Source organism: Burkholderia sp. LMU1-1-1.1 (genome assembly GCF_040675865.1).
GTDB lineage: Bacteria > Pseudomonadota > Gammaproteobacteria > Burkholderiales > Burkholderiaceae_D > Rugamonas.
Genome location: NZ_JBEGHG010000045.1, coordinates 168,051 through 191,741, shown reverse-complemented (window position 1 = coordinate 191,741; position 23,691 = coordinate 168,051). Strand labels below are relative to the sequence as shown.

17 protein-coding genes are annotated in these 23,691 nt (G+C 67.5%); 11 read left to right on the top strand and 6 right to left on the bottom strand.

The window, feature by feature from the left end:
- Positions 1-150: 150 nt before the first annotated feature.
- Positions 151-651 (top strand): single-stranded DNA-binding protein, encoded by a 501-nt coding sequence (gene ssb / locus MRBLMU1_RS24265; RefSeq protein ID WP_090324618.1) that lies wholly within the window; start codon positions 151-153, stop codon positions 649-651.
- A 261-nt stretch (positions 652-912) separates the two neighbouring features.
- On the opposite strand, the gene MRBLMU1_RS24260 is transcribed toward ssb, so the two are convergent.
- From MRBLMU1_RS24260 to MRBLMU1_RS24245, 4 genes are all read right to left on the bottom strand, one after another.
- A complete protein-coding gene (locus MRBLMU1_RS24260; protein ID WP_363506991.1) occupies positions 913-1,419 on the bottom strand; it encodes a DUF4142 domain-containing protein in 507 nt (168 codons plus the stop codon).
- Positions 1,420-1,445: 26 nt separating this feature from the next.
- Entirely contained in the window at positions 1,446-3,242 is a 1,797-nt protein-coding gene (locus MRBLMU1_RS24255; protein ID WP_363506988.1) for a YbhB/YbcL family Raf kinase inhibitor-like protein, read from the bottom strand.
- A gap of 114 nt (positions 3,243-3,356) precedes the next feature.
- Entirely contained in the window at positions 3,357-4,772 is a 1,416-nt protein-coding gene (locus MRBLMU1_RS24250) for a nitrilase-related carbon-nitrogen hydrolase (protein WP_363506985.1), read from the bottom strand.
- Entirely contained in the window at positions 4,756-5,337 is a 582-nt protein-coding gene (locus MRBLMU1_RS24245; protein ID WP_363506982.1) for a TetR/AcrR family transcriptional regulator, read from the bottom strand. Before MRBLMU1_RS24245 ends, MRBLMU1_RS24250 begins: the two co-directional genes overlap by 17 nt.
- Positions 5,338-5,499: 162 nt before the next feature.
- Here MRBLMU1_RS24245 and MRBLMU1_RS24240 point away from each other — a divergent pair, with 162 nt between their 5' ends.
- The 4 genes from MRBLMU1_RS24240 (at position 5,500) to MRBLMU1_RS24225 (ending at position 12,527) form a co-directional block, all read left to right on the top strand.
- Entirely contained in the window at positions 5,500-7,632 is a 2,133-nt protein-coding gene (locus tag MRBLMU1_RS24240; protein WP_363506979.1) for an MGH1-like glycoside hydrolase domain-containing protein, read from the top strand.
- Between the two features lie 220 nt (positions 7,633-7,852).
- Positions 7,853-8,746: a glyoxalase gene (locus MRBLMU1_RS24235; RefSeq protein WP_363506976.1), complete on the top strand. Its 894-nt coding sequence runs from the start codon at positions 7,853-7,855 to the stop codon at positions 8,744-8,746.
- A complete protein-coding gene (locus MRBLMU1_RS24230) occupies positions 8,733-10,169 on the top strand; it encodes an alginate export family protein (RefSeq protein ID WP_363506973.1) in 1,437 nt (478 codons plus the stop codon). Before MRBLMU1_RS24235 ends, MRBLMU1_RS24230 begins: the two co-directional genes overlap by 14 nt.
- 216 nt (positions 10,170-10,385) lie before the next feature.
- Positions 10,386-12,527 carry a phosphocholine-specific phospholipase C gene (locus tag MRBLMU1_RS24225; RefSeq protein ID WP_363506970.1) on the top strand — a complete coding sequence of 714 codons (2,142 nt, stop codon included), beginning with the start codon at positions 10,386-10,388 and terminating at the stop codon, positions 12,525-12,527.
- On the opposite strand, the gene MRBLMU1_RS24220 is transcribed toward MRBLMU1_RS24225, so the two are convergent.
- Complete coding sequence (locus MRBLMU1_RS24220) at positions 12,511-12,717, bottom strand: hypothetical protein (RefSeq protein WP_363506967.1); 207 nt, start codon at positions 12,715-12,717, stop codon at positions 12,511-12,513. The two genes, MRBLMU1_RS24225 and MRBLMU1_RS24220, sit on opposite strands and share 17 nt — an antisense overlap.
- A 247-nt stretch (positions 12,718-12,964) precedes the next feature.
- Between MRBLMU1_RS24220 and MRBLMU1_RS24215 the strand changes: the two genes are divergently transcribed.
- Complete coding sequence (locus MRBLMU1_RS24215) at positions 12,965-13,729, top strand: SDR family oxidoreductase (RefSeq protein WP_363506964.1); 765 nt, start codon at positions 12,965-12,967, stop codon at positions 13,727-13,729.
- Between the two features lie 25 nt (positions 13,730-13,754).
- Here the strand turns inward: MRBLMU1_RS24215 and MRBLMU1_RS24210 are convergent, their stop codons facing one another.
- Complete coding sequence (locus tag MRBLMU1_RS24210; RefSeq protein WP_363506961.1) at positions 13,755-18,185, bottom strand: DEAD/DEAH box helicase; 4,431 nt, start codon at positions 18,183-18,185, stop codon at positions 13,755-13,757.
- Between the two features lie 175 nt (positions 18,186-18,360).
- On the opposite strand from MRBLMU1_RS24210, the gene MRBLMU1_RS24205 reads away from it, so the two are divergent.
- Genes MRBLMU1_RS24205 through MRBLMU1_RS24185 form a run of 5 tightly spaced genes read left to right on the top strand, consistent with a single transcriptional unit; the run spans position 18,361 to position 23,674 of the window.
- On the top strand, positions 18,361-19,443 hold the full coding sequence (locus MRBLMU1_RS24205; protein ID WP_414646113.1) for an acyl-CoA dehydrogenase: 1,083 nt from the start codon (positions 18,361-18,363) through the stop codon (positions 19,441-19,443).
- The gene (locus MRBLMU1_RS24200; protein WP_363506955.1) at positions 19,431-20,225 is read left to right on the top strand and encodes a PIG-L deacetylase family protein; all 795 of its coding nucleotides are present in this window, start codon (positions 19,431-19,433) and stop codon (positions 20,223-20,225) included. The genes MRBLMU1_RS24205 and MRBLMU1_RS24200 overlap by 13 nt, the downstream gene beginning before the upstream one ends.
- On the top strand, positions 20,222-20,860 hold the full coding sequence (locus MRBLMU1_RS24195; protein WP_363506952.1) for a class I SAM-dependent methyltransferase: 639 nt from the start codon (positions 20,222-20,224) through the stop codon (positions 20,858-20,860). The genes MRBLMU1_RS24200 and MRBLMU1_RS24195 overlap by 4 nt, the downstream gene beginning before the upstream one ends.
- A complete protein-coding gene (locus MRBLMU1_RS24190; protein ID WP_363506949.1) occupies positions 20,860-21,621 on the top strand; it encodes a glycosyltransferase in 762 nt (253 codons plus the stop codon). Before MRBLMU1_RS24195 ends, MRBLMU1_RS24190 begins: the two co-directional genes overlap by 1 nt.
- Before the next feature lie 40 nt (positions 21,622-21,661).
- Entirely contained in the window at positions 21,662-23,674 is a 2,013-nt protein-coding gene (locus MRBLMU1_RS24185; RefSeq protein WP_363506946.1) for an AsmA family protein, read from the top strand.
- The last annotated feature ends 17 nt before the right edge of the window (positions 23,675-23,691 follow it).

Sequence of the window (23,691 nt, the reverse complement as noted above, 5' to 3'; positions counted from 1 at the left end):
GAGACACGTAGGGCGGATTAGGCGGAACGCCGTAATCCGCCAAGCGCCGCCAAGGACGCGGATTTGGGCCAGCGGCGATGCTATAATCGTCGTTTAGCATCAGACAAACAGCCCGCCCTGCGCGGCCGTCGTTACTCAGGAGTTTTATAAATGGCATCAGTCAACAAAGTCATCATCGTCGGCAATCTGGGTCGCGATCCGGAAATTCGCTACATGCCTAGCGGTGACGCGATCGCCAACATTGCCGTGGCGACATCGTACAAATCGAAGGACCGCAACACCGGCGAGCAGAAAGAGCAAACCGAATGGCACCGCATCTCGTTCTTCGGCCGCCTGGCGGAAATCGTCGGCCAGTACCTGAAGAAGGGTTCGTCGGTCTATGTTGAAGGCCGTCTGCAGACCCGCAAGTACACCGACAAGGACGGCGTAGAGAAATACGCGACCGACATCATCGCCGAGCAGATGCAAATGCTGGGTGGCCGTCAAGGCATGGGCGATGGCGGCGGCATGGATGATGGCGGCGGCTACGAATCGGCCCCGCCGCAGCGCCAGGCTCCGGCTCCGCGTCCGCAAATGGCCCCTCCAGCGCCGCGCCCGGCACCAAAGCCAGCGCCGAATTTCTCGGATATGGATGACGATATTCCGTTCTAACGATAACTTTTACAAGAACGTAATTAAGAAGTCCGTGTTCTTCCGCATTGCCAAGCTACCAAGTCGCTAAATTTGTTGAATAAAAGACGGCACTTATATTGGATCAATCGTATTGATGAGTCTGCCGGCAACACTTTGGGCGCGTGATCTGCGCGCCGGCAAGGTCGGCTCCATGCTCGGACCGGCGTAGCGAAGTAAACAAACCCCATAACTTTCTGAAGTTATGGGGTTTTTGTTTGTGGCTTCGTCAATACCGACCTTCTATTTGATCGCCGCGTTGAGTTTTTTCGCCATCTCGCCGTGGTGTGCGACGGTCGGCTCAAGCTTCGTCGCCAATGCCTTGACGTCCGCGTCCTGGGCCTTGGCGATGTCCTGTTTCAGCGCGGCGTGCACCTTGGCATGGTCGGCGACGCCGGCCTTGCTCACGTATTCCTTGTCGAAGGCGGCGCCGGACAGGGTTTTGAGTTTCTCGGCCATCTTTTTATGCGCCGCATCGGGCTCCGTCGGCAAGGTCAGGTTTTTAGCGGCGGCCACTTTCTTGGTTTCCTCGAGGCCTTTGCTGTGGTCGTCGATCATCGACTGCGCGAATTGCTTGACGTCGGCGTTGGTGGACTTTTCCAGCGCGATCTTGCCCGCCTCGACTTCGGCAATGTTGGCCTGCGCGATGGCGTTCAGGCGGTCGGTGTCGGCTTTCGATACCTGGGCGGACGCGGAATGGGCTACGGCGATGCCAAGGGTCAATGCGGTCAGAAATTGCGTCGTTTTCATGGTGTCTCCTGTGGGTGATGTTGCGGTTACTTCGGTGGTTGTTGCGACTGTGCATAGCGGCCCACCACTTCCCCCTTGGCCAGGACGTGGCCCTGGATCGCTTGAAGTAGTTGGTCGCGATCCGCGCCGAACGGCAGCTCGAGTGTCGTATCGAGCGCGAATACCTGAAAGTGATAGCGGTGCGCCGGATCGCCGACCGGCGGGCGGGGCCCGTAGTAACCGATCGAACCGCGCGTGTTCCTGCCCTGGAGTACGCCTTCCGGCTCGGTCAGGCGCGGCTGCTCCTGCAACCCTTCGGGCAGGGCGGTGACCGATGACGGAATGTTCCATGCCAGCCAATGCACGAACGGTTTTTGCGGCGCGTCGGGGTCTTCGGCGATGACCGCGTACGATTTGGCGCCCTCGACGGCGGCCCACGTCAACGGAGGCGATACGCCGTCGGCGTATTCGCTGTACTTGGCGGGCATCGGAGCGCCGCCCGCGAAGGCCGGGCTGCGCACCGATAGCTTGGGGTCGCCCTTGGAGGGCGCGCGGGCCAGCGCGAGGGGCACATTGTTGCCCCGCTGCGCCTGCTGTTGCATCGGGCCGGCGGGCGGCGGCGCAAGCGCGCCCGATCCCTTGTCTTGGCCAGAGTAGGCAATGCGATAAAGCACCCCGTTGGCGTCGTCGGCCATCAGCAGTGAACCATCCTTGGCCATGGCAAGGCCGACCGGGCGAGCGATGTGGGTCTTTCCGCCGTCGGTCAGGAACCCGGTGACAAACGGTTCGATCGACTTGGCCTGGCCGTCCGCGAACCTGATCCTGACCACCTCGTAGCCGGATGGGGCGCTGCGGTTCCATGAGCCGCGCATGGTCACGAAGGCGTCCCCTTGGTACTCGGACGGGAAATTGCTACCGCGATAAAACAGCATTTGCATCGGCGCGGCATGGGCCGTGTAGCCGAGCGTCATCGGCTCGCTGCGCGCCTTCCACTGCGGTTTGGTGATATCGCCAACGGGCGTGCTTTGCGGGTAGATCTTGCCGTCGGCATACACGTGCGGCCAGCCGTACTGTTTGCCCAGTTCCAGCTTGTTCAGCTCTTCCGGCTGGTCGTCGTCGCCTAGGAAGTCGATGCCATGGTCGACGCCCCACAGTTCGCCGGTGCGCGGATGCCAGTCGAAGCCGATGGTGTTGCGCAGGCCCGAAGCGAAGATGCTGCGCTGCTTGCCGTCCGGGGTTGCGCGCAGCAGGGTGGCGTTTTCCGGATTGCTCTCGTTGCAGACGTTGCAGGTCGATCCCGCGCTGATATACAACATCCCGTCCGGTCCGAACGCCAGCGTGCGGTTGGGGTGCTGGCCCGCGTCCGGCAGATCGCCGATGATCAGCTTCAAAGGGGAAAGCTTGCCGTCGCCGAGGATGTCGGCGACGAAGACTTCCTTCACGGTGGCCAGGTACAGCTTGCCGTCGCGGATCGCCAGGCCGTGCGCTCCCGCGCGATTGGCCACGGTGACCGGCGGGCCGTCGGCGCGGCCGTCGCCGTTGGCATCCTTGAACATCAGGACGTCGCCCTGGTCGCGCCGGCTGACGTAGATGGTGCCGTCGGGGGCGACGGCGACGATGCGGATATTCTTCAGCCCGGTAGCGAAGGCCGATACCGTAAAGCCGACCGGCGCCTTGATGGCGGCGATGCGCTCGGGCGTCGCCTCGACCTTGTCGGGCTTGACGATGGCGGCGGCGACCGCGACGCGCGTGCCATCGCCTTGTTGAGCATGGGAAAAGCCTGAGTAGACCAGCAGCATGCCGCCGAGGATCGCAGGTGTCGCGCTGGCAAACTTGTGTCGCATGTTTCGCCTCTTGTGGTGAGTTTGAGGTCGAGTGTGCGACGTTGTGGCAAGCTGTTCTGTACGCTATGTCACCGTCGTGCGCAGGTGCATTGCGTGGACGTGCGCCATCTGGATTCAGACGCCCTTGCCGCGCGATGCCGCCAACGCCGCGCCAACCATGGCCAGGGCCAGCCAGGCGAACCAGTCGCCCCACCGTGCGTACAAGGTGCGGGAATTATGCAACGCCACCTCGCCAATCAAGGCGTCATCGCCAAACTCATCCGAAGTTTCGGCGACGATGCGGCCACGGTCGTCCGACAAAGTCAGGTTGCCGCGCAAAGCCGCGCGCGCGACGGCAAAGCCATTTTCGATGCCGCGCATGACGGCCATGCGGCTGTGCATGCGCCCGTCCGCAGCGAAGTCCCACGCCGGCACCAGCAGCAAGTTGGCGCCCCGGTCCGAGTAGGCCCGGGCGGTGTCGTGGAAGTCCATGTCCTTGCACACCGCCAGTCCGGTACGCGTGCCCGGCAGCATGACGTAGTCCACACCCGGCTGGTAATGGTCTTCGAACCCGGGAATGAGGTGGTGCTTGGCATAGCCGACCGGCGCCGCCGCGCCGGGTACGAAGGTCAGCGCGCTATTGTGCTGTCCCCGCGCGCCATGCTTGACGGCGACGCCGACGTTGATCGTCACCTTGTTGCGCGCCGCGCTGGCGGCAAATTCCGGAATCGTCGCCTTGTCGGTGGCGAGCACGGTTTCGGGCAGCACCACCACCTGCGCGCCCTGCGCCGCCAGGGTATCGATGGCGGCCAGATAGCGCCCGAGCATGGCTTGCCCCTCAGCTGAATCCACCGCGGGACGCAGTTTTCCCGGCATCGAGGCGAGCCCAATGCGCATGCTGCCGGTCGCCGGCGCCTGCAAGCGGGCGAAGCCGAAGGTGCACACCGCCGCCAACAGCAGGAACGCCGCGCCCGCCACCAGCAGCCGCTGGCGCCGGTCCGGCCCCGGCATCAGTCCGATGGCAACCGCCGCAGGCGCGAGCAGCAGGAAAAACGATACGCCCCAGATGCCGGCCAGGCTGGCCACCTGCACGAACGGCAGCACGTCCAGCTGGCTGTACGCCAGGCTACCGAAGGTGCCGTGCGGCGAACCACGAAACGACAGGTAGTCCACCGCCACCCACAACGAAGGAAACGCCACCGCCGCCGCCACAAACCGTCCCAACAGCCAAAGCCGGCGGAACAACAGCAAGGCCAGCGCGAACGTCACGGCGGGCGCGAGGGCGGCGATCACCCCCACCGGCGGCGGCAGCCCGATGACGTCGCGCAGGTAGTGCCACAGATTCAGCCCGGCGCAAGCGCCCGCGCCCAGTGCGGCCAAAGCGGCGTATTGCCAGCGCATGCGCGGAGCGAGCAGCAACAGCGGCAACGGCGCGAGCCAGGTCAGCCACGCTTGCGGATGCAGCCCGGTGCCAAACCACCAGGCGGCGCCGGACAGGATGGTCGCGGCGACGCCGGCCCACATGACAGAACGGTTAGCGGACGATGCCATCAAACACCACTCCTATGGATTGCAGGTAGAAGGCGCGGAACCGTTCCTCGTCGTAGCTGAAGCGGCCTGCGCGGTACAGGGCGATCAGGCCATGCGCCTGCGCCCATAAAGTCATGGCGATGTCCCATGGATCGTTTTCGCGCAGCAGGCCCTGCCGCATCGCCTCGGTCAGCATGTCCGCCACCACATTGAGCGTGGGCGAGCAGCGGGCGCGGAAGTCTTCCGGAAAGCGGCGCGCGCCGTCGCGGGCCACCAGGAAGTTGTAATCGAACATATGCGGGTGCCGCAGCGCATAGTCGAGGTAGTTCTCCATGGAGTGCCGCAACGCTTGCATCAGGTCCGGGTGTCGGGCGCGCGTGGCCCATTCCTGCGCCACTTCCAGAAAAGCCGCGTCGGCGACGGCCTTCAACAGCGCTTCGCGATTGGCGAAGTGCCGGTAGATCGCCATCGGCGTGATGCCGACGGCCTCGGCGACGCGGCGCATGCTCACTTGGTCGGCGCCTTCCCCTTCCAGCAGCTCGCGCGCAGCGGCCAAAATCCTGTCCGGTGTGTTTTGCTCAGTCATGTATACAGCGTATACTTGAATGGTCGATCTGTCAATCGGGGGCGTCGACAGCGGCATCGCTCAAGGGAATGATTATTTGAACAGTCATCAAGGATGAAAGTTATCGATAATCGAAGCTCGCTATACTCTTCGCTCGGCCGCAGAAGAGGATGCGATACCACCATGCGTTTAATTTCCATCATTTGCGGGATCGCGGTCTCGCTCTCCTGCCTTGGCGCCCACGCCCAGGAACGCGCCACGTGGATCTGGTATCCCGGCGACTTCGAGATCTGGCTAAGCAACCAGCTGCAGGTCAAGCGCAACGAGCGCGACGCCTATTTCATGCCGTTCTGGCGTCTGTACGGCCACCAGCCGTTGATTCATTTTACGCGGCGGGTGGACCTGGAGGCGCCGGAGGAGATCACCGTCGACGCCGAAGGCGCGCACGCCACCGTCATCGACGGCCAATTCGTCCAGGGCGACCAGCGCCGCATCCTGGTCCCGGCCGGCAAACACCTGATCAGCGTGCAGGTGCACAACGCGGCGGCGCCGCCATCCATCTACGTGCTGGGCAAGACCATCCGTTCGGACGCGTCGTGGACGGTCGCGGCGGCCCCCAACCGGCAGCCCGAGGACCGCAACGCCGTGCTGGCCGGTAGCTGGAATTTCGACGCCTCCGACCAGCGTCCGTCCCGCTTCCAGCTCGCGACCAAGGAAGTTCCGGCTGCCAGCATCGAGCGCGGCCCGCGTTCGCTGCTGGTGGACTTCGGCCAGGAAACGATCGGCTTCGTCAAGCTGAAGAACCTGAAGGGCAGCGGTAAAGTCTCCTTCTACTACGGCGAATCGAAGGAAGAGGCGCTCTCGCCCGAACAGTGCGAGACGCTCGACCACTTCACGGTCGATGGAGATAACCGGGACTTCGTCTCCGACCGCTCCCGCGCGCTGCGCTACGTCAACATCCAGCTGGCCGAAGGCATGAGTGCCGACGACGTCTCGCTGATGTACGAATACCTGCCGCTGACCCGGCGCGGCACCTTCAAAAGCTCCGACGACGAGCTCAATAAAATCTGGGACGTTTCCATCCGCACGCTGGAATTGAACACGCGCGCCTTCTTCCTCGACGGTATCAAGCGCGACCATTGGGTGTGGTCGGGCGACGCGGCGCAGACCTACCTGATGAACTACTACTCGTTCTTCGATGGCGACACGGTCAAACGCACAACGCGCGCGCTCCGGGGCGCCGATCCGGTCGATATGCACATCAACACCATTCTGGACTATTCGCTGTATTGGTTCATCGGCATCCAGGAGTACTACCAGTACACGGGCGACGCGGCCTTCGTCAAAAGCGTCTATCCGCGCATGGTGACGCTGATGGACTTCGTCCTCGGCCGCCGCAACGGCAACGGTATGCTGGAAGGCTTGCCCGGCGACTGGGTGTTCGTCGATTGGGCGGACATGCCCAAGGATGGCGAGCTGAGCGTCATCCAGTTGCTCTTCGCCCGCAGCCTGGAGTCGATGGCCGCCAGCGCCGAGCTGGTGAAGGATCAACAGAGGGCGGCGCAATACCGGCAGCAGGCCTCGGAGCTGAAGGCCAAGATCATGGCCACCTTCTGGGACAAGGAGACACAGGTCTTCATCCACAGCCGCGTCAACGGGCAAGTGAACCGGATGGTCACCCGGCATCCGAATATGTTCGGGCTGATGTTCGGCTATCTCGATGCCGCGCAAACCGAGGCGGTCAAGCGCAACGCGCTGATGAGCGACAAGGTTCCCGCCATCACCACGCCCTACATGCGCTTTTACGAACTGGCGGCGCTGGCCGAAATCGGGCAGCACGACTACGTAACCAGGCAGATCAAGGATTACTGGGGCGGCATGCTGCGCGACGGCGCAACCTGCTTCTGGGAACAATACGACCCGAAACAAAAGGGCGTGGAACGCTATGCGATGTATGGCAAGGCCTTCGGCATGAGCTTGTGCCACGCGTGGGGCGCCAGCCCGGTCTACCTGCTGGGGAAATACTATCTGGGCGTGAGGCCGACCGGCCCTGGATATGCCAGCTATGTCGTCGAACCGAAGCTGGGCGGCCTTAAATGGATCGAAGGCAGGGTGCCCACGCCGCGGGGCGACATCGCAGTGTTCGCCAGCGAGACACAAATCAAGGTGACGACCGTTGGCGGCCAGGGCGTCCTGCGCTTCAACAGCGGCAAGACGCCGCGCAGCGGGCAGGGCGCCATCCGCAGCCTCGGCAACCGGGCGTACGAGATGACCTTGGAGGGCGGCAAGGAATACGTGGTGAGCTACGCGCGCTAGCGCCGGCTTGGACTTGCCGCCATGGCAGCAACACGAAATGTATAGAACCAACCCGATCCGATGGGAGGTCAAATCCACACGCTCCTTGCGTATAGTGAATCGGCAGCAGTCGCGCCAACGCGCCACTGCTGATACCTGAATTCCGGCCCGGTCGATGCAGACGGCGCCGCTTTTCCCGTGGTCGGACCGCCCGGTCCGTCGCTATTTCTCGGAGCCTCACATGACTACGCATTCCATCCGCACCCGCATCGCCTCGTACGCCATGGCCTTCTCACTGGCGCTGCCGGCGCTGGCCATGGCCGCGCCGGACGTCGCCGTCGCGCCGCAGTACGACACCACCCACGTGTATGTGCAAAACGCCGACATCGACGCCTTCGTCACCAGCTTCGTCAACACCTTCGGCGGCAAGGCGTCGCCGCGCGCGGTGTTCACCGTCACGCCGACGCCAAGCAAGACCGCCTCGCAATATGTGCAAACGCCGGTCGGCATGCTGTCGGTGTTCGCCTTCCAGACGCCGATTCCGTACGGCTTCGGCACCGAGCGCACCGGCTACCTGGTCACCGACATCAACGACGCGACCAAGGCGGCGGTGGAAGCGGGCGCCGATGTCACCGTCGAACCGTTCGACGATCCGATCGGCAAGGATGTGCTGATCCAGTGGGCCGGTGGCGTCAACATGCAGCTGTACTGGCACACCAAGGCGCCGTCGTACGCGCCGCTGCACTCGGTGCCGGACAACCGGGTGTATGTCTCGCGCGTATCGGCCGATAAATTCATCGGCCAGTTCAAGCAGTTCGCGCACGCCAAGGTGGCCAGCGACGAGCAGGTCGACGGCGGCGAGATCGGCCGCCCGGGCGAGCAGATTCGCCGCGTGCACCTGACGTCCAAATTCGGCAAGATGACGGTGTTCGTCAGCGACGGCAAATTGCCATTCCCATTCGGCCGTGAGACCACCGGCTATCAAGTCGACGACATGGCGGCCACCCTGGCCAAGGCGGCCGCCAATGGCGTGACTGTTTTGTCGCCGCCGTACAAGACCAGCAAGGGCAACACCAGCGCCATGCTGCAGTTCCCGGGCGGTTACATCAGCGAGATCCACGATGCGGCCAACTAGCCGCCTGGCGCGGCGCTGCGGCGGCGTGCTGGCGCTGGTTGTCGGCGGTGCGGCCGGCGCGCAGGTTTTGGCGCCGGTCGCCGATGCCGCCACGCCTGCCGCCTGCGACGTCAAGCGTCCGTCGGTCAACTTCAACCGCTGGAACGAGAACTGGGGCGTGCTGGCCAATCCGTGCCTGGCGCGCCAGCCGTTCGATGGCCTGAAATACATCCCGCTCGGCGAGGACGGCCTGTCCTATCTGTCGCTCGGCGGTGGTCTGCGCGAGCGTTATGAACACATCGCCACGCCGCTGTACGGCGCCGGCAGCGCGGCGGCCGACGGCTACTTGATCCAGCGCGCCAATGTGCACGCGGACCTGCGGCTCGGCCAATATGTGCAGGTGTTCGGCCAACTGGTCGACGCGCGCGCCTTCCAGAAGAAATCGATCGCGCCGCCGGACAAGAACAAGCTCGACGTCGAGCAGCTGTTCATGACGGTGGCCGTGCCGACAGCCGACGGCGCCGTCAAGGTGCGGGCCGGCCGGCAGGAAATGGCCTTCGACCTGCAGCGCTTCATCGCCGTGCGCGACGGCCCGAACATGCGGCAAGGGTTCGATGGCGTCTGGGCCGACTGGGAACATGGTCCCTGGCGGCTGATCGGCTACGTCACGCAACCGGTGCAAAACCGCAGCGTCGACACCTTCGACGACTACTCCAACGGCCATCTGACGTTGAACGGTATCCGCCTGGAGCGTCAGGGACTGGGGCCGGGCGACTTGTCCGGCTACTATTCGCGCTACCGGCGCGACGGCGCCCGCTTCCTCGACGCGCAGGGCGACGAGCGCCGGGATGTCTACGACGTGCGCTACAACGGCAAGACCGGCAACGCCGACTGGGACGTGGAGGGCATGGTGCAAAACGGTCGGGTGGGCGCCAAGCGCGTCTCGTCATGGGCGCTCGGCTCGATCGCCGGCTACACCTTCGCCGCGTCGTCCTGGACGCCGCGCGTGGGCGTGCAGTTCGACATGGCCTCCGGCGACAAGCACGCCGGCGACGGCAAGCTGGGCACCTTCAATCCGCTGTTCGCCAACGGCTACTACTTCTCGCTGGCCGGCCTGACCGGCTACAGCAACCTGATTCACCTGAAACCGTCGCTGACCGTCAAGCCGGTGAAAGCGCTCAGCGTAACGACGGCGCTTGGCCTGCAATGGCGCCAGACCACCGGCGACGCGGTGTACGTGCAAAGCATGGCGGGTGTACCGCGCACGGCGGGGCAGGGAAGCCGCTGGACCGGCGCCTACGCGCAGCTGCGCACCGACTGGATCGTCAGCCCCAACGTGACGGCCTCGCTGGAAGCGGTGCATTTCCAGGCGGGCGACAGCCTGCGCGCCGCCGGTGGCGGCAGCGCCAACTACCTCGGCATGGAGTTGAAGTTCGGCTGGTGACGTTGATGACTCCGGGGATCGCGTAGGGCGGATTAGGCGGAACGCCGTAATCGGCCATTGATGAGCCACCAGCGGCGCACAGACGGCCGATTACGCTCCGCTAATCCGCCCTACGTGTTTTAGATGTACTCACGGTCTAGCGTGCAATATGCCTGTCACATTCGGTGGCTATGATCTTGCGATCGGCACGTCCTTGTCGTGCATAGAGAGCCTTCGATGTCCATCAGCCGCCGCAAATTCCTCCGCCTCGCCGCCGCCGGCGCGGGTGTGACCGCCACTTCCACATTCCCCGACCTGATCCGCCAGGCGCTGGCCGTCCCCGCCAACAATGCCACCGGCACGCTGGCCGATGTCGAGCACGTGGTCATCTTCATGCAGGAGAACCGCTCCTTCGACCATTACTTCGGCACACTGTTGGGCGTGCGCGGGTTTGACGATCCGCGCGCCATCGCGCTGCCCGACGGCCGCCCGGTGTGGTATCAGCCCGATGGCAAGGGCGGCTACGTGCTGCCCTTCCATTTCGACGCCAACAACACCAGCGCGCTGTCGCTCGGCACCGACCATTCGTGGAAGGGATCGCAGAGGACCTGGCAGGGCTGGGACGCGTGGGTCCCGAAAAAGACGCCGCAGGCTATGGGCTATTTCGATCGCGGCGACCTGCCGTTCTACTACGCGCTGGCCGACGCCTTTACCATTTGCGACGCCTATCACTGCTCCGTGTTCGGCGCCACCGATCCGAATCGCCTTTACTCGCTCACCGGCGGCAACCAGGGCTGGATCGACAATATGGGCAAGCTGTATAACGTCGACAAGGCGGAGCGTTTCAATGGCGATCCGGCGCTCGACGACATTTCGGCCGGCGTCATCGCTGGCGCGCCCAATTGGCGTACCTACGCCGAGGTGCTGGAGGCGAACCAGGTCAGCTGGAAGGTCTACCAGGAATGGGACAACTACGGCGACAACTACCTGGCCTACTTCAAGAACTTCCGCGTCAATGCCGACGGCAGCCGCCTCGATACGGACTCGCCGCTGTACCGCAAGGGCCGCGCGCTGGCCCCCGGCTCCACCGCCGCCAACGCCCCCGGCACCAGCGGAGACTGGCTGGTCAACGCCTTCGCCGACGACGTGCGCAACAACCGCTTGCCGCAGGTGTCGTGGATCTGCTCACCCAACGACTACACCGAGCATTCGCCCAACTCGCCCAACGCCGGCGAGAACATCACCGCCCGCTTGCTGGCCGCGCTGGTGGCCAATCCGGAGGTCTGGTCCAGGACCGTGTTTCTGCTGATGTACGATGAAAACGATGGGTTCTTCGACCATGTGCCCTCGGACCTTGCGCCGCTAGATGCCAGTATGGGCAAGACCACCTTGTCCGACATCGGCAGGCATGAAACCTATAAGGGCGAGCCGGTGGGACTGGGTCCGCGCGTGCCGATGCTGGTGATTTCGCCATGGAGCAAAGGCGGGCGCGTATGTTCGCAGCTGTTCGACCACACCTCCAAGCTGCGCTTCCTTGAAGAGTGGCTGGTGGCGCGCGGCAAGGTCCGCGCCAGCGTCCAATGCGATCTGATCTCGCCGTGGCGCCGCGCGGTCTGTGGCGACCTCACATCCGCCTTCGATTTCCGCACGCCGAATAGCGCCTGGCCCGCCAGCGTGCCCGGGACGGCGGCCGACCGGCGCGTCTCCGGCAAGCCGTACCCGGTGCCGCCGGCCGTGCAAACCTTGCCCCGGCAAGAGTCCGGCGGTCCGCGCACCGCCTGCGCGCTGCCATATGAACTGGCGGTGCATGGCCGCCTGGCCGGCGCCGGCCAGTTCGAGCTAAGCTTCGCCAACAGCGGCCAGGCCGGCGCGGCCTTCATCGTGTATTCCGGCTTGCGCAAGGACGGTCCCTGGTACTACACGGTCGAAGCGGGCAAGGAAATCGACCGCGAAATATGGAATTGGACCGGCGCCGCCTATGACCTCGGCGCTTACGGCGCCAACGGCTATCTGCGCCAATTCAAGGGCCGGTTCGCGATCGCCGGCGGCGCGCGGCCGGAACTGCTGACGCGCTACGACAGGAGCAACGGCGACATCAGCCTGGTGCTATCGAATCTGGAAGGCCGCAAGGCGTGCCGCTTCACCATCACCGACAATGCCTATGGAGCGCCGGCCGCCAGCCACCGCGTCGTGGCCGGCCAGACCTTGCTGGTGCCATGCGGTCTGTCGGGCAGCTTCGGCTGGTACGACTTCAGCGTCACTTGCGACGCCGATCCGACATGGCTGCGGCGCGTCGCCGGCCACGTGGAGACGGGCCGGGTCAGCCGCACCGATCCGGTGATCGGACGGCTGAAAGAGCTTGTCAGTACTCCTGCTTGATAATCTCGGTGATCTGTTTTAGTTCCTGGATCACCAGCGGAACAAAAGTCAGGAGATGGTGTTCCTCCATCCATCTCCGGGCGTCGGCGCTGTCCAGCGCGATGTTGCCGCGCGCGTGCAGGGCTTCGGCTTGGCGGATCGCCGCAAGCGTGCGGATCTGGATGGCGATGCTGAGGTCGGAATATTCCATGGGCGTCCTTTGTCCTTTGTGATAGCTGGCGCTGAACCGCCATCGTATCGAACCCGAACGGAACAGCCCGGCACAATTCTTATTGGAAATTAAAGTGTTGAAAGCGAGTCACACCTTGGCGGAAAGGTGCGTCTTCGAACAGACACCGCCGCGCGCGGGCGCCTGGTAACGAAAGCAACAAACGGGTAGTGCGGCGCCCGCGGCCACCCTATGCTGGCCATCCTTATCGACTTAACAGGATGGCGACATGAATCAGTTATCAGGCAAGGTGGCGATCGTCACAGGCGCCAGTTCCGGCATCGGCCGCGCGGCGGCGAAGCTGTTCGCGCAGCACGGCGCGCGGGTGGTGGTGACGGGGCGCAGGCAGGCCGAACTCGACGCGTTGGTGGACGAGATCGGACACGGCGGTGGTGCGGCGCTTGCCGTGGCCGGCGATATCCGCGACGAGCGACTGGCACGGGCGCTGGTGGAGGCGGCGGTCGGCCGCTTCGGCGGACTCGATATCGCTTTCAATAATGCCGGCGTCCTTGGCGTGGCGGTGCCGCTGGCCGAGCTGTCCGCCGCCGATTGGAGCGAGGTGCTCGACACTAACCTGACCAGCGCCTTCCTGGGCGCCAAGCACCAGATCCCGGCGATGCTGGCGCGCGGCGGCGGCTCCCTCATCTTCACCTCGACGTTTGTCGGCCACAGCACCGGCTTTCCCGGCATGGCCGCATACGCGGCCAGCAAGGCCGGCCTGGTCGGCCTGACGCGGGTGATCGCGGTCGAATACGGGGCGCGCGGCATCCGCGCCAACGCGCTGCTGCCCGGCGGCACCGATACGCCGTTGGGACGCGCGGTCAGCAACACGCCGGAGGCGCTCGCCTTCGTCGAAGGACTGCACGCGCTCAAGCGGTTGGCGCGGCCCGAGGAGATCGCGCAGTCGGCGCTCTATCTGGCGTCCGACGCGTCCAGCTTCACCACCGGGTCCTGCCTGATGGCCGATGGCGGCGTTTCCATCAACCGCACCTAGGCGGCGCGGGCGGCCCCGCGTCGCGCTATCGCCGCGCGACCAGCTGGGCGTGCAGCAGTTCGCGCTCGGCCGGATCGGGCGATTCCAGGTAACGGAATTTGCCGGCGACGATGGCGGCCACCGGCAGGCCGTCGCGGAACAGCACGCGGTTGCCGGCCAGCGCGGGCACTTTGTCGCCCGGCAGCAGGGTGCCGCACAGGTTGAGCGGGTCGACACCGGAAATGCCGACGAAACCGCCGTCGTGCGGCCGGCGGCGCATCTCGCGCAACAGCGGAATCGCCTCGGGCAGCGCGAACTGCTCGCCCGACAGCCCGGCCACGAAACGGCCGCCGCGAATCTCGCCGCGCGCCTCCAGCCGGTGGTACACCGGCAGCAGTTCCCGCCATGCCGGCAGCCACGCGGCCTCGCGCTCGAGCAGGCGCCAGAACATCACGCCGTAGCGACGCAGCAGCGTCATGGCGATGTGCTCCAGCGTCTGCGGATCGGTCCGCGGCCTGCGCGCCACCGCCGGGGCGGGCTTGCGCGCCTGCGCCGCTGATTGGGGAGGCGCCGCATCGTCGTCGGCGCCGCCGTCGACGGTCAAGCCGGTGAAACGCTCGGTGATGGTGACGCCGTCGGCGCGCCGCACCAGCGCCCAGCGGCCCGCCTCCTCCATGGTCGGGCCGGCGCCACGGCGGCGGCGCTTGTCCATGGTGGCGCGCTTGTTCGCTGGCAGCAGCATGGCGCGCAGGCCGGCGTAGCTGTCGGCGTTGACCAGTCCCGTGGCCACCAGCTCGCCCAGCGTGGTCTCCAGTTCGACCGGCAGCAGCTTAGCGTCGCGCGACAGTTCGTCGAAAAACATGGCGCCCTCGCGCCGCAGCGCCTCGAGCACGCGCGCGGCGCGCGGCGATACCTCCACTTCGGCGGCGACGGCCGGCAGCGCGTGCCACAGGCCGAGCTGGCGGCGCGGCAGCAGCACCAGCGGCGTGGCGCGCACCGGGCCGCCGGCGGCGCTGGCGGGAGCGCCGACCCGCGTCCAGACGACCTTGCCGGCGCGGCACAAGTCGTCGAGCCACAGCATCGAGTAGTCTTGCATGCGCAGCGCCAGCAGGTCGCTTTCCCAGGCGCCGGCGGCGGCCTCGTAGCCCTCCAGCTGCGCCAGGATCGTCGGCAGCGACTCGCTGCCGCGCAGCCGCGCGTCTTCGGCCAGGTGCTGCCACTCGAACAGGAAGCGCATGAAATCCTGGCGTTCGACCGGTTCGATCTCGCGCCTCAGACTCTTGATGGTGTAGCGGTGGATGCGCGCCAGAAGGTGCCGTTCGCACCATTCCTCGTCGGCGACGCCGGGGGTGAAGCGCCCGCGCATCACATAGCCTTCGCTTTCGAGCCGGGCCAGGGCGATGGCGGCGTCGCCTTCGGACAGGCCGAGCGGGGCGGCGATGGCGGCCAGTGGCTGGGGGCCGAAGCCGCTCAGGCGCGCGCGCAGGATCTCCACCAGCGCGTCGTCGCGCGTCCATGGCTCGTCGCCGTCGGTCGCGGCCAGGCGCTCCGGTATCGTCAGCGCTGGCGTGGCGACGGCGTCCGTGTAGGCCGCCCTCAGGCACGCCAGGCGCTCCAGCGCCACCCACAGGTCGGCGCCGCCGCCGCGCAAACGGGTGGCGCGGCCGCCGGCGGCCAGTCCCGCCAGCAGCGCGTGCCAGCCGTCGCCGGCCGCCGCCTCGTCCTCGGTGACACAGGTCAGCGACATCAGCGCCTCGTGCATCTCGTCGCCGTTGCGCGGGCCGGGCCAGGCTTCGGCGGCCACCGCTTCGATGGCACCGGCGTCGAGCGCGCCCAGGTCGTCGCTGGAGGCCGGATCGGTCCAGCGGCGGTTGACGACCGCTTGCGTGCGGCGCTCCTCCAGCGGGGCGTCGTCGAGGAAGGCGTAGGGCCGGGCGTTGAGGATCTCCATCGCCAGCGGCGACGGCGCCGGCAGGTCGCGCGACAGCAGCCGCACCTCGCCCGCCTCCATGCGGCGCAACAGGGCCAGCCAGCCCTCGCTGTCCATCGCCTCGTGCAGGCAGTCGTCGAGCGTCTGGTCGACCAGCGGATGGCTGGGCAGCTCGCGTTCGCCGACGATGTTCTCCAGGCACGCCGCCTGGTCGGGGAAGACGGCGGCCAGCAAGTCGTCGCTCTTCATGCGTTGCAGCTGCGGCGCGACCTTGCGGCCGCCAGTGTAGCGCGGCAGGGCCAGCGCGGTGGTGGCGTTCCAGCGCCACCGCACGTTGAACAGCGGCGCGTCGAGCAGCGCCTGGATCAATACATGTTCGGCGCTGCCCGAGCGCAGATAGCGCCACACCTCGTCGAGCGGAAAACTGTGGGTGTCCGACAGCGACAGCACGATCGCGTCCTCGGTGGCGGCGGCCTGCAGCTCGAAGTTGAAGGTGCGGCAGAAGCGCTTGCGCAGCGCCAGTCCCCAGGCGCGGTTGATGCGGCTGCCGTACGGCGAATGTAGCACCAGCTGCATGCCGCCCGAGGCGTCGAAGAAGCGCTCCATCACCAGCGTGTCGCGGGTCGGCAGCGCGCCCAGCGCGGCGCGCGCGCGGGCCAGGTAGTCGACGATCTGGCCGGCGGCGTCGTCGTTAAGGCCGAGATGCTCGAACAGCCAGTCGACGGCGTGGTCGATGGCGGCGGCGCCGTCCTTTTCGCCCAGCAGGCGGTCGATCTCGCCGCGCAGGCGCGCCACGCCGGCCGACAGTTCGTCGCTGCGGCCGGGCGCCTCGCCCAGCCAGAACGGGATGTTGGGGGCGGCGCCGTGCGCGTCCTCGACCCGCACCTTGCCCGCCTCCACGCGCTGGATGCGGTACGAGGTGTTCCCGAGCTGGAAAACGTCGCCGGCCAGGCTTTCGACGGCGAAGTCCTCGTGCACGGTGCCGATGTTGTGGCCCTGCGGCTCGAGCACCACGGTGAAGTCGGCGTTGTCGGGAATGGTGCCGCCGGAGGTGACGGCGGTGAGCCGGCCGCCGCGCCGCGCGCGCACGGTGCCGCTGACGGCGTCGCGGTGCAGGTAGGCGCCGCGCACGCCCTGGCGCCCGGTGTAGCCCTCGGTGAGCATGCGCAGCACGGCGTCGAAGCGCGCCCGCTCCAGCGCGGCGTACGGCGCGGCGCCGCGCACCAGGTCGAACAGCTCGTCCTCGCGCCATTCGCGCCCGCCCACTTCGGCGACGATCTGCTGCGCCAGCACGTCGAGCGGCGCGACCGGGATGCGCAGCGCGTCGAGTTCATCGCGGCGCACGCAGTCGAGCAGCGCCGCGCATTCGATCAAGTCGTCGCGCGAGGTGGGGAACAGGCGGCCCTTGGGCAGGCCGCCGACGTGGTGGCCCGAGCGGCCGACCCGCTGCAGGAACGAGGCGATGCCGCGCGGGGAGCCGATCTGGCACACCAGGTCGACGTCGCCGATGTCGATGCCCAGCTCCAGCGAGGCGGTGGCGATCAGCACGCGCAGCTCGCCGCGCTTGAGGCGCTGCTCGGCGTCGAGCCGGTATTCCTTGGCCAGGCTGCCGTGGTGGGCGGCCACGTGTTCGCCGCCGAGGCGTTCGCCCAGGTGGCGCGCCATGCGCTCGGCCATGCGCCGGGTGTTGACGAACACCAGCGTGGTGCGGTGCAGGACGGTCAACTCCGCCAGCCGGTCGTAGACGCGCTCCCACACCTCGTTGGGCATGACCGCCTCCAGCGGCACCGGCGGCAGCTCCAGCCCCAGGTCGCGCGCGCGCACGTGGCCGACGTCGACCACCGCGCAGTCGCGGTCGCCCGCGCCGGCCAGGAAGCGTGCCACCGCCGACAACGGCTTTTGCGTGGCCGACAGGCCGATGCGCACCGGCGTGCGCTGGCCCCCCGCCTCGCACAGGGCGTCGAGCCGTTCGAGGCTGAGCGACAGATGGCTGCCACGCTTGCCGCCGGCGACGGCGTGGATCTCGTCGACGATCACGGTGCGCACGCCGGTCAGCATGGCGCGGCCGCTGTCGGAGCCGAGCAGCACGTACAGCGATTCCGGCGTCGAGACCAGGATGTGCGGGGGGCGGCGGCGCATGGCGTTGCGCTCGGCCTGGGTGGTGTCGCCGGTGCGCACGGCGGCGCGGATGCCGTGCGGCGGCAGCCCCATCGCCTCCAGCTCGCGGCCGATGCCTTCCAGGGGCGCCAGCAGGTTGACGCGGATATCGTTCGACAGCGCCTTGAGCGGCGACACGTACAGCACCCGCGTCTGGTCGGGCAGGGGCGTCTCGCCGCTTTCGCGCACCAGCGTGTCGATGGCGGCCAGGAAGGCCGTCAGGGTCTTGCCGGAGCCGGTCGGCGCGGCGATCAGCGTGGACCGGCCGCGCTGGATCAGCGGCCATGCGCGCTGTTGCGCCTCGGTGGCGGCGGCGAAGCTGGCGCGGAACCAGGCCGCCACGGCGGGATGGAATTCATGCCAGATATCAATATTTTCACGCGGTTTCATTGATGATAATGACGCAAAGAAAGTCGGCCGGAAGCGCCGGTTTTTCATTCTACCCGGCATGGCGACGCGACGTGTCGCACGGTGGAACTTGATTGGAGACTACTGTGTCCGAGCGAACATACAGCCCGGCGGTGCCGCAGCATGATGACAGCGTCTCCCACAACGTCTCGAATGGATGGTCATGCCGGCCCTGTTATCGATGGTTTCGCCACCCCCGCCTGTCCCCGCGCCCACCTGCGACGCGGCCGGCGCGCTGCGCCGGCTGCTGCTGCCCGAGCGCGGCGCGCCGGCCGCTCCCGGACCGCTGCTGCGGCGCATCGTCGCAGAGGGGCTGGACCGCCTGCCGCCGCCGGGACGCGGCGCGACGGCGCGGCGCTGGCGCGCGCTGGCGGAGGTGGCGGGCCACGATCTGAGCCTGCTCAAGCTATATGAAGGCCACACCGACGCCCTGGCCATCCTGGCCGAGCTGGGGGCGCCGGCCGCTCCGCCGGAGGCGCTGTGGGGTGTATGGTGCGCCGAGCCGCCCGACGGCAGGGTGGTGCTGCATCGTTCCGAGGGCGGCGCGGTGCGCCTGGCGGGCCGCAAGCTATGGTGTTCGGGCGCCGATACGGTGGACCACGCGCTGGTCAGTTGCTGGGATGAAGAGGGGCGGCCCTGGCTGGCCGCCGTCGCCCTCGGCCAACCCGGCGTGACGGTGACCGCCGACGGCTGGCACGCCGTCGGCATGGCCGGCAGCGCCAGCGTCGACGTGGTGTTCGACGATGCCGAGGCGCGCCTGGTGGGCGCGTCCGGCGCGTATGTGGGGCGTCCGGGATTCTGGCACGGCGGCGCCGGCATCGCCGCCTGCTGGTACGGGGCGGCGCAAGCCATCGCCGATTATCTGCACGCGGCGGTGCGCGCCGGCGCCGCGCGCCAGGCGGCCGATCCGCATCGGCTCGCGCAGCTTGGCATGGCCGATGTCGCGCTGGCCGGGGCGGCGGCGGTGCTGCGCGAGGCCGCCGCCGCCATCGACGCCGATCCCGCCGCCGACGCCGGCCCGCTGGCGCTGCGCGCGCGCCTGGTGGTCGAAGCGGCGGCCACGCTGGTGCTGCAGCACGCCACGCGCGCGCTGGGCGCCACGCCGCTGTGCCGCGACGCGCACTTCGCCCGCCTGGCGGCGGATCTGCCGGTGTTCCTGCGCCAGAGCCACGCCGAGCGCGACCTGGCCGGGCTGGGCCGTATGCTGGGCGGGATGGAGCGGTCGCCATGGGCGCTGTGATCGACCACGCGGCGGCCGCCCGCCGGATCGCCGGCGAAGGCACGCCCGACGCCAGTTGGCAGGCCTGGGGCGGACTGCGCGACCTACCGCCGGTGTCGGCCGCCGCGCTGGTGCCGCCGGGCCGGCGCGCCGTCGTCGTCGCGCCGCACCCGGACGACGAGGTGCTGGCCTGCGGCGGGTTGCTGCAACTGCTGGCGGCGCAAGGCAGCCGCACGGTGCTGGTGGCGGTGACCGACGGCGCGGCCAGCCATCCGGGTTCGACGCTGATCACTCCGGACCAGCTGGCGCGCCAGCGTCCCCGCGAAACCGACGCCGCCCTGCGCGCGCTCGGATTGGGCGCGCCGGCCGCCGGCCCCGCGCCGCAGGTGCTGCGCGCCCGCCTGCCCGACGGCGCGGTGACGGCATCGATCGAACAGCTGCAAACGCTGCTGCGGCAAATGCTGCGCCCCGACGACGTGGTCTTCGTGACCTGGCGCCAGGACGGCCATCCGGACCACGAGGCGTGCGGGCTGGCGGCCGCCATGGCCGCCGGCGCCTGCCGCGCGACCTTGATCGAGATGCCAGTCTGGAGCTGGCACTGGGCCGCGCCGGGCGACGCGCGCCTGCCGTGGCGCCGCGCGCGCCGCCTGGCGCTGGACGAGGATGTACTGCGGCGCAAACGCGAGGCGGTCGGCTGTTTCACCAGCCAGCTGCACGAAGATAGCTCCACCGGCCAGCCGGCCATCCTGCCGCCGCATGTGCTGGCGCGCTTGCTGCATCCCTACGAAATCTACTTCACATGACGACCTCACTCCCCTCCGGCTTCGATCCGCTCGCGCACTTCCAGCAGTTGTACCAGCAGGATGCCGATCCATGGAAAGTGCGCCAGCGCTGGTACGAGCAGCGCAAGCGCGACATCCTGCTGGCGTCGCTGCCGCGCCAGCGCTACCGCAACGCGTTCGAACCGGCGTGCGGCAATGGTGAGCTGACGGCGGCGCTGGCCCACCGCGCCGAGCGGCTGCTGGCGAGCGACCTGTCGGCCGAGGCGGTGGTGCTGACGCGCCGGCGCATTCTGCGCGAGGCGCCCAGCGACGCCGCGCGCGTGACGATCCGCCAGCAGCACATGCCGCAGGATTGGCCGGCCGATACGGCGTTCGATCTGATCGTCATCAGCGAGATGGCCTACTACCTCGACGAACCGGCCTTGCTGCGGCTGCGCCGGTGCTGTGCCGACGGCCTGGCCGCAGGCGGCACGCTGGTCATGTGCCACTGGCGCCGGCCGTTCGCCGACCGCCGGCTCAACACCGACAGCATGCATACCGTGTTCGACGCGACGCCCGGCCTGCACCGGCTGTTGCGCCATTGCGAGGAAGACTTCCTGCTCGACGTCTGGTCCGGCAGCGCCGATTCGGTGGCGCAGCAGGAGGGACTGGCCTGATGATCGGCGTGATCGTCCCGGCCCACAACGAGGAGCGCGAACTGGAACGGTGTCTGGCGGCGATCCGCGCCGCCGCCGGCGATGCCGCGCTGGGCGGCGAGGCGGTGCATGTCGCCGTGGTGCTGGACAGCTGCAGCGACGGTTCGCGCGCCATCGTCGAGCGCCACGCGCGCGGCGGTGAAATAAACAGCGCAAACCGCGCGGACGGCGGCTGCGTCGTCGAGGGCATCGTGGTCGCATCGCGCAACGTCGGCGCGGCCCGCGCCGCCGGCGCCGCGCGCCTGCTGGCCCTCGGCGCCCGCTGGCTGGCCTTCACCGATGCCGACACGCGCGTCTCGCCTGCGTGGCTGGCGGCGCAACTGAGCCTGAATGTGGACGTCGTCTGCGGCACCATCGCGGTCGACGACTGGTCGCCGCATCTGGACGACGCCGAGACGTTGCGCCGGCACTTCCACCGCGGGTACACCGATGCCGACGGCCACCGCCACATCCACGGCGCCAATCTCGGGGTGTCCGCCGCCGCCTATCTGCGCGCCGGTGGCTTCGCGCCGCTAGCCTGCAGCGAGGACGTGGCGCTGGTGGCGGCGCTGGAGCGTAGCGGCGCGCGCTTCGCCTGGAGCTCGGCGCCGCGCGTGGTGACCAGCGCCCGCCGCGACCCGAAGGCCAGGGGCGGCTTCGGCGACACCCTGCTGCGTTACGCCGCCAGCGCCCGCGCCGCCCTGCCGTCCGATTTGCCGGTTTTGGCCGGTTTTGTTGAATAGCTCACATAACGCCCCACGATCGAGGCGTAGCATGGACCGCATGAGAAGATCGCGCCCCCTCACCATTCTTTATTATTTCCTCGCCGCACTGTTGGTGTTGCTGGCGGCACTCGTCATTTTTGTGCTGACGTTCGACTGGAACCGCGCCCGCCCCTACATCAACGACAAGGTGTCGCAGACGATAGGACGGGAGTTCGCCATCAAGGGCGACCTGGACGTGCGCTTCCGCCAAGGCGACCCGGCGGAGCCGGGATGGCGCCGCTATGTGCCGCGCCCTGAAATCAGCGCCAACGATGTGTATGTCGTCAATCCTGCGTGGACCACCACCGGCCCGCGCCTGGCCAGCGTGGGCAATATCGTCGTCGCGATGCACACGCTGCCGCTGCTGCGCAAGCAGGTGGTGATCACCAACCTGGAACTGGACAAGCTGGAGGTGGCGGCCCAGCGCCGCGCCGACGGCAGCAATACCTGGACCTTCAAGGACAACGGCCCGTCGGAGTGGGAGGTCGACATCCGGCGCCTGGCGTTCCGCGAGGGCAGCCTGCGCTATCTGGACGACGGCATCAAGCTGGACCTGCGCGCCAAGGCCACCACGATCGATACGAACGACGCCGACGCCAAAAACTACGGCATGCGCTTCGAACTGGGCGGCACGTATCGCGGCGCGCCGGTGACCGGCGGCGGCAAGACCGGCGCCGTGTTGTCGCTGCAGGACGAACACAGCAAATTCCCGGTGCAGGCCAACGCCATGCTGGGCAAGAACAAGATCGCCGTCGAGGGGACCTTGACCGATCCGCGCGCGCTGGCGGGCATCGATCTGTCGCTGTCGCTGGCCGGCGCGAGCATGGCGGACTTGTATCCGCTGACCGGCGTGCTGCTGCCGGAGACGCCGGCCTACGCGACCAAGGGCCGCCTGGGCGGCCGCAACGAGGGCGGCGTCTGGAGCTGGACCTACCGCAACTTCACCGGCACCGTCGGCGCCAGCGACCTGCACGGCACGCTGAGCTACAGCCCGCGCAAGCCGCGTCCGCTGCTGACCGGCACCCTGACCTCCAACCAGCTGCGGCTGGCGGACCTGGGGCCGACCATCGGCGCCGAGAGCAACGCCGACAAGGTGGCGCGCGACAAGAAACCCAACCAGCCGGCGGGCAAGGCGCTGCCGGTCGAGCAATTCAACACCGCCAAGTGGGACGCGCTCGACGCCGACGTCAAGTTCACCGGCAAGAAACTGGTGCGCACGCACGATATCCCGCTGGAGAACATCGACACCCGTATCCGCATGAAGAACAAGGTGTTGACCCTGACGCCGCTCAACTTCGGCATGGCCGGCGGCGACGTCACCTCCAACATCACGCTCGACGGCGGCAAGAACCCGATCCAGGCGCAGATCAAGATGGCCGCGCGCCACCTGAAGATCCGCCAGCTGTTCCCGAAACTGCAATCGATGCAGGCCAGCGTGGGCGAGGTCAACGGCGACGCCGCGCTGGCCGGCACCGGCAATTCGGTGTCGGCGATGCTGGCGACCGCCAGCGGCGAACTGGGCGCCACCGTCAGCGAGGGCTCGGTCAGCAAGTTCGTGCTGGAGGCGGCCGGCCTGAACATCGCCAACGCCGTCTTCGTCAAACTGTTCGGCGACAAGCAGGTGCAACTGAACTGCGTGGCCAGCGATTTCGTCGTCGAGAAGGGCCAGGCGCAGACCCGGCGCTTCGTCGTCGACACCGACGAAGCCGTCATCGATGTCACCGGCACCATCGACCTGGCCGACGAGCGCCTGAACCTGGACGTCAAGCCGAAGACCAAGGGCGTGCGCATCATCTCGCTGCGCACGCCGCTGTACGCCCGGGGCACCTTCGCCAATCCGGACGTCGGCGTGGCCAAGGGACCGCTGGCGCTCAAGGCCGGCGCGGCGGTGGCGCTGGGCATCATCAATCCGCTGGCTGCGGTGGTGCCGCTGATCAATCCCGGCAATGTGGAACCTGTCGATTGCGCCGCAGCGCTCAGGCAGGCAACGCAGGTGCGGCATGGCTCGAAGCCCGAGGCGGCGAAAAAATAATAAGAAAACAATAGGAA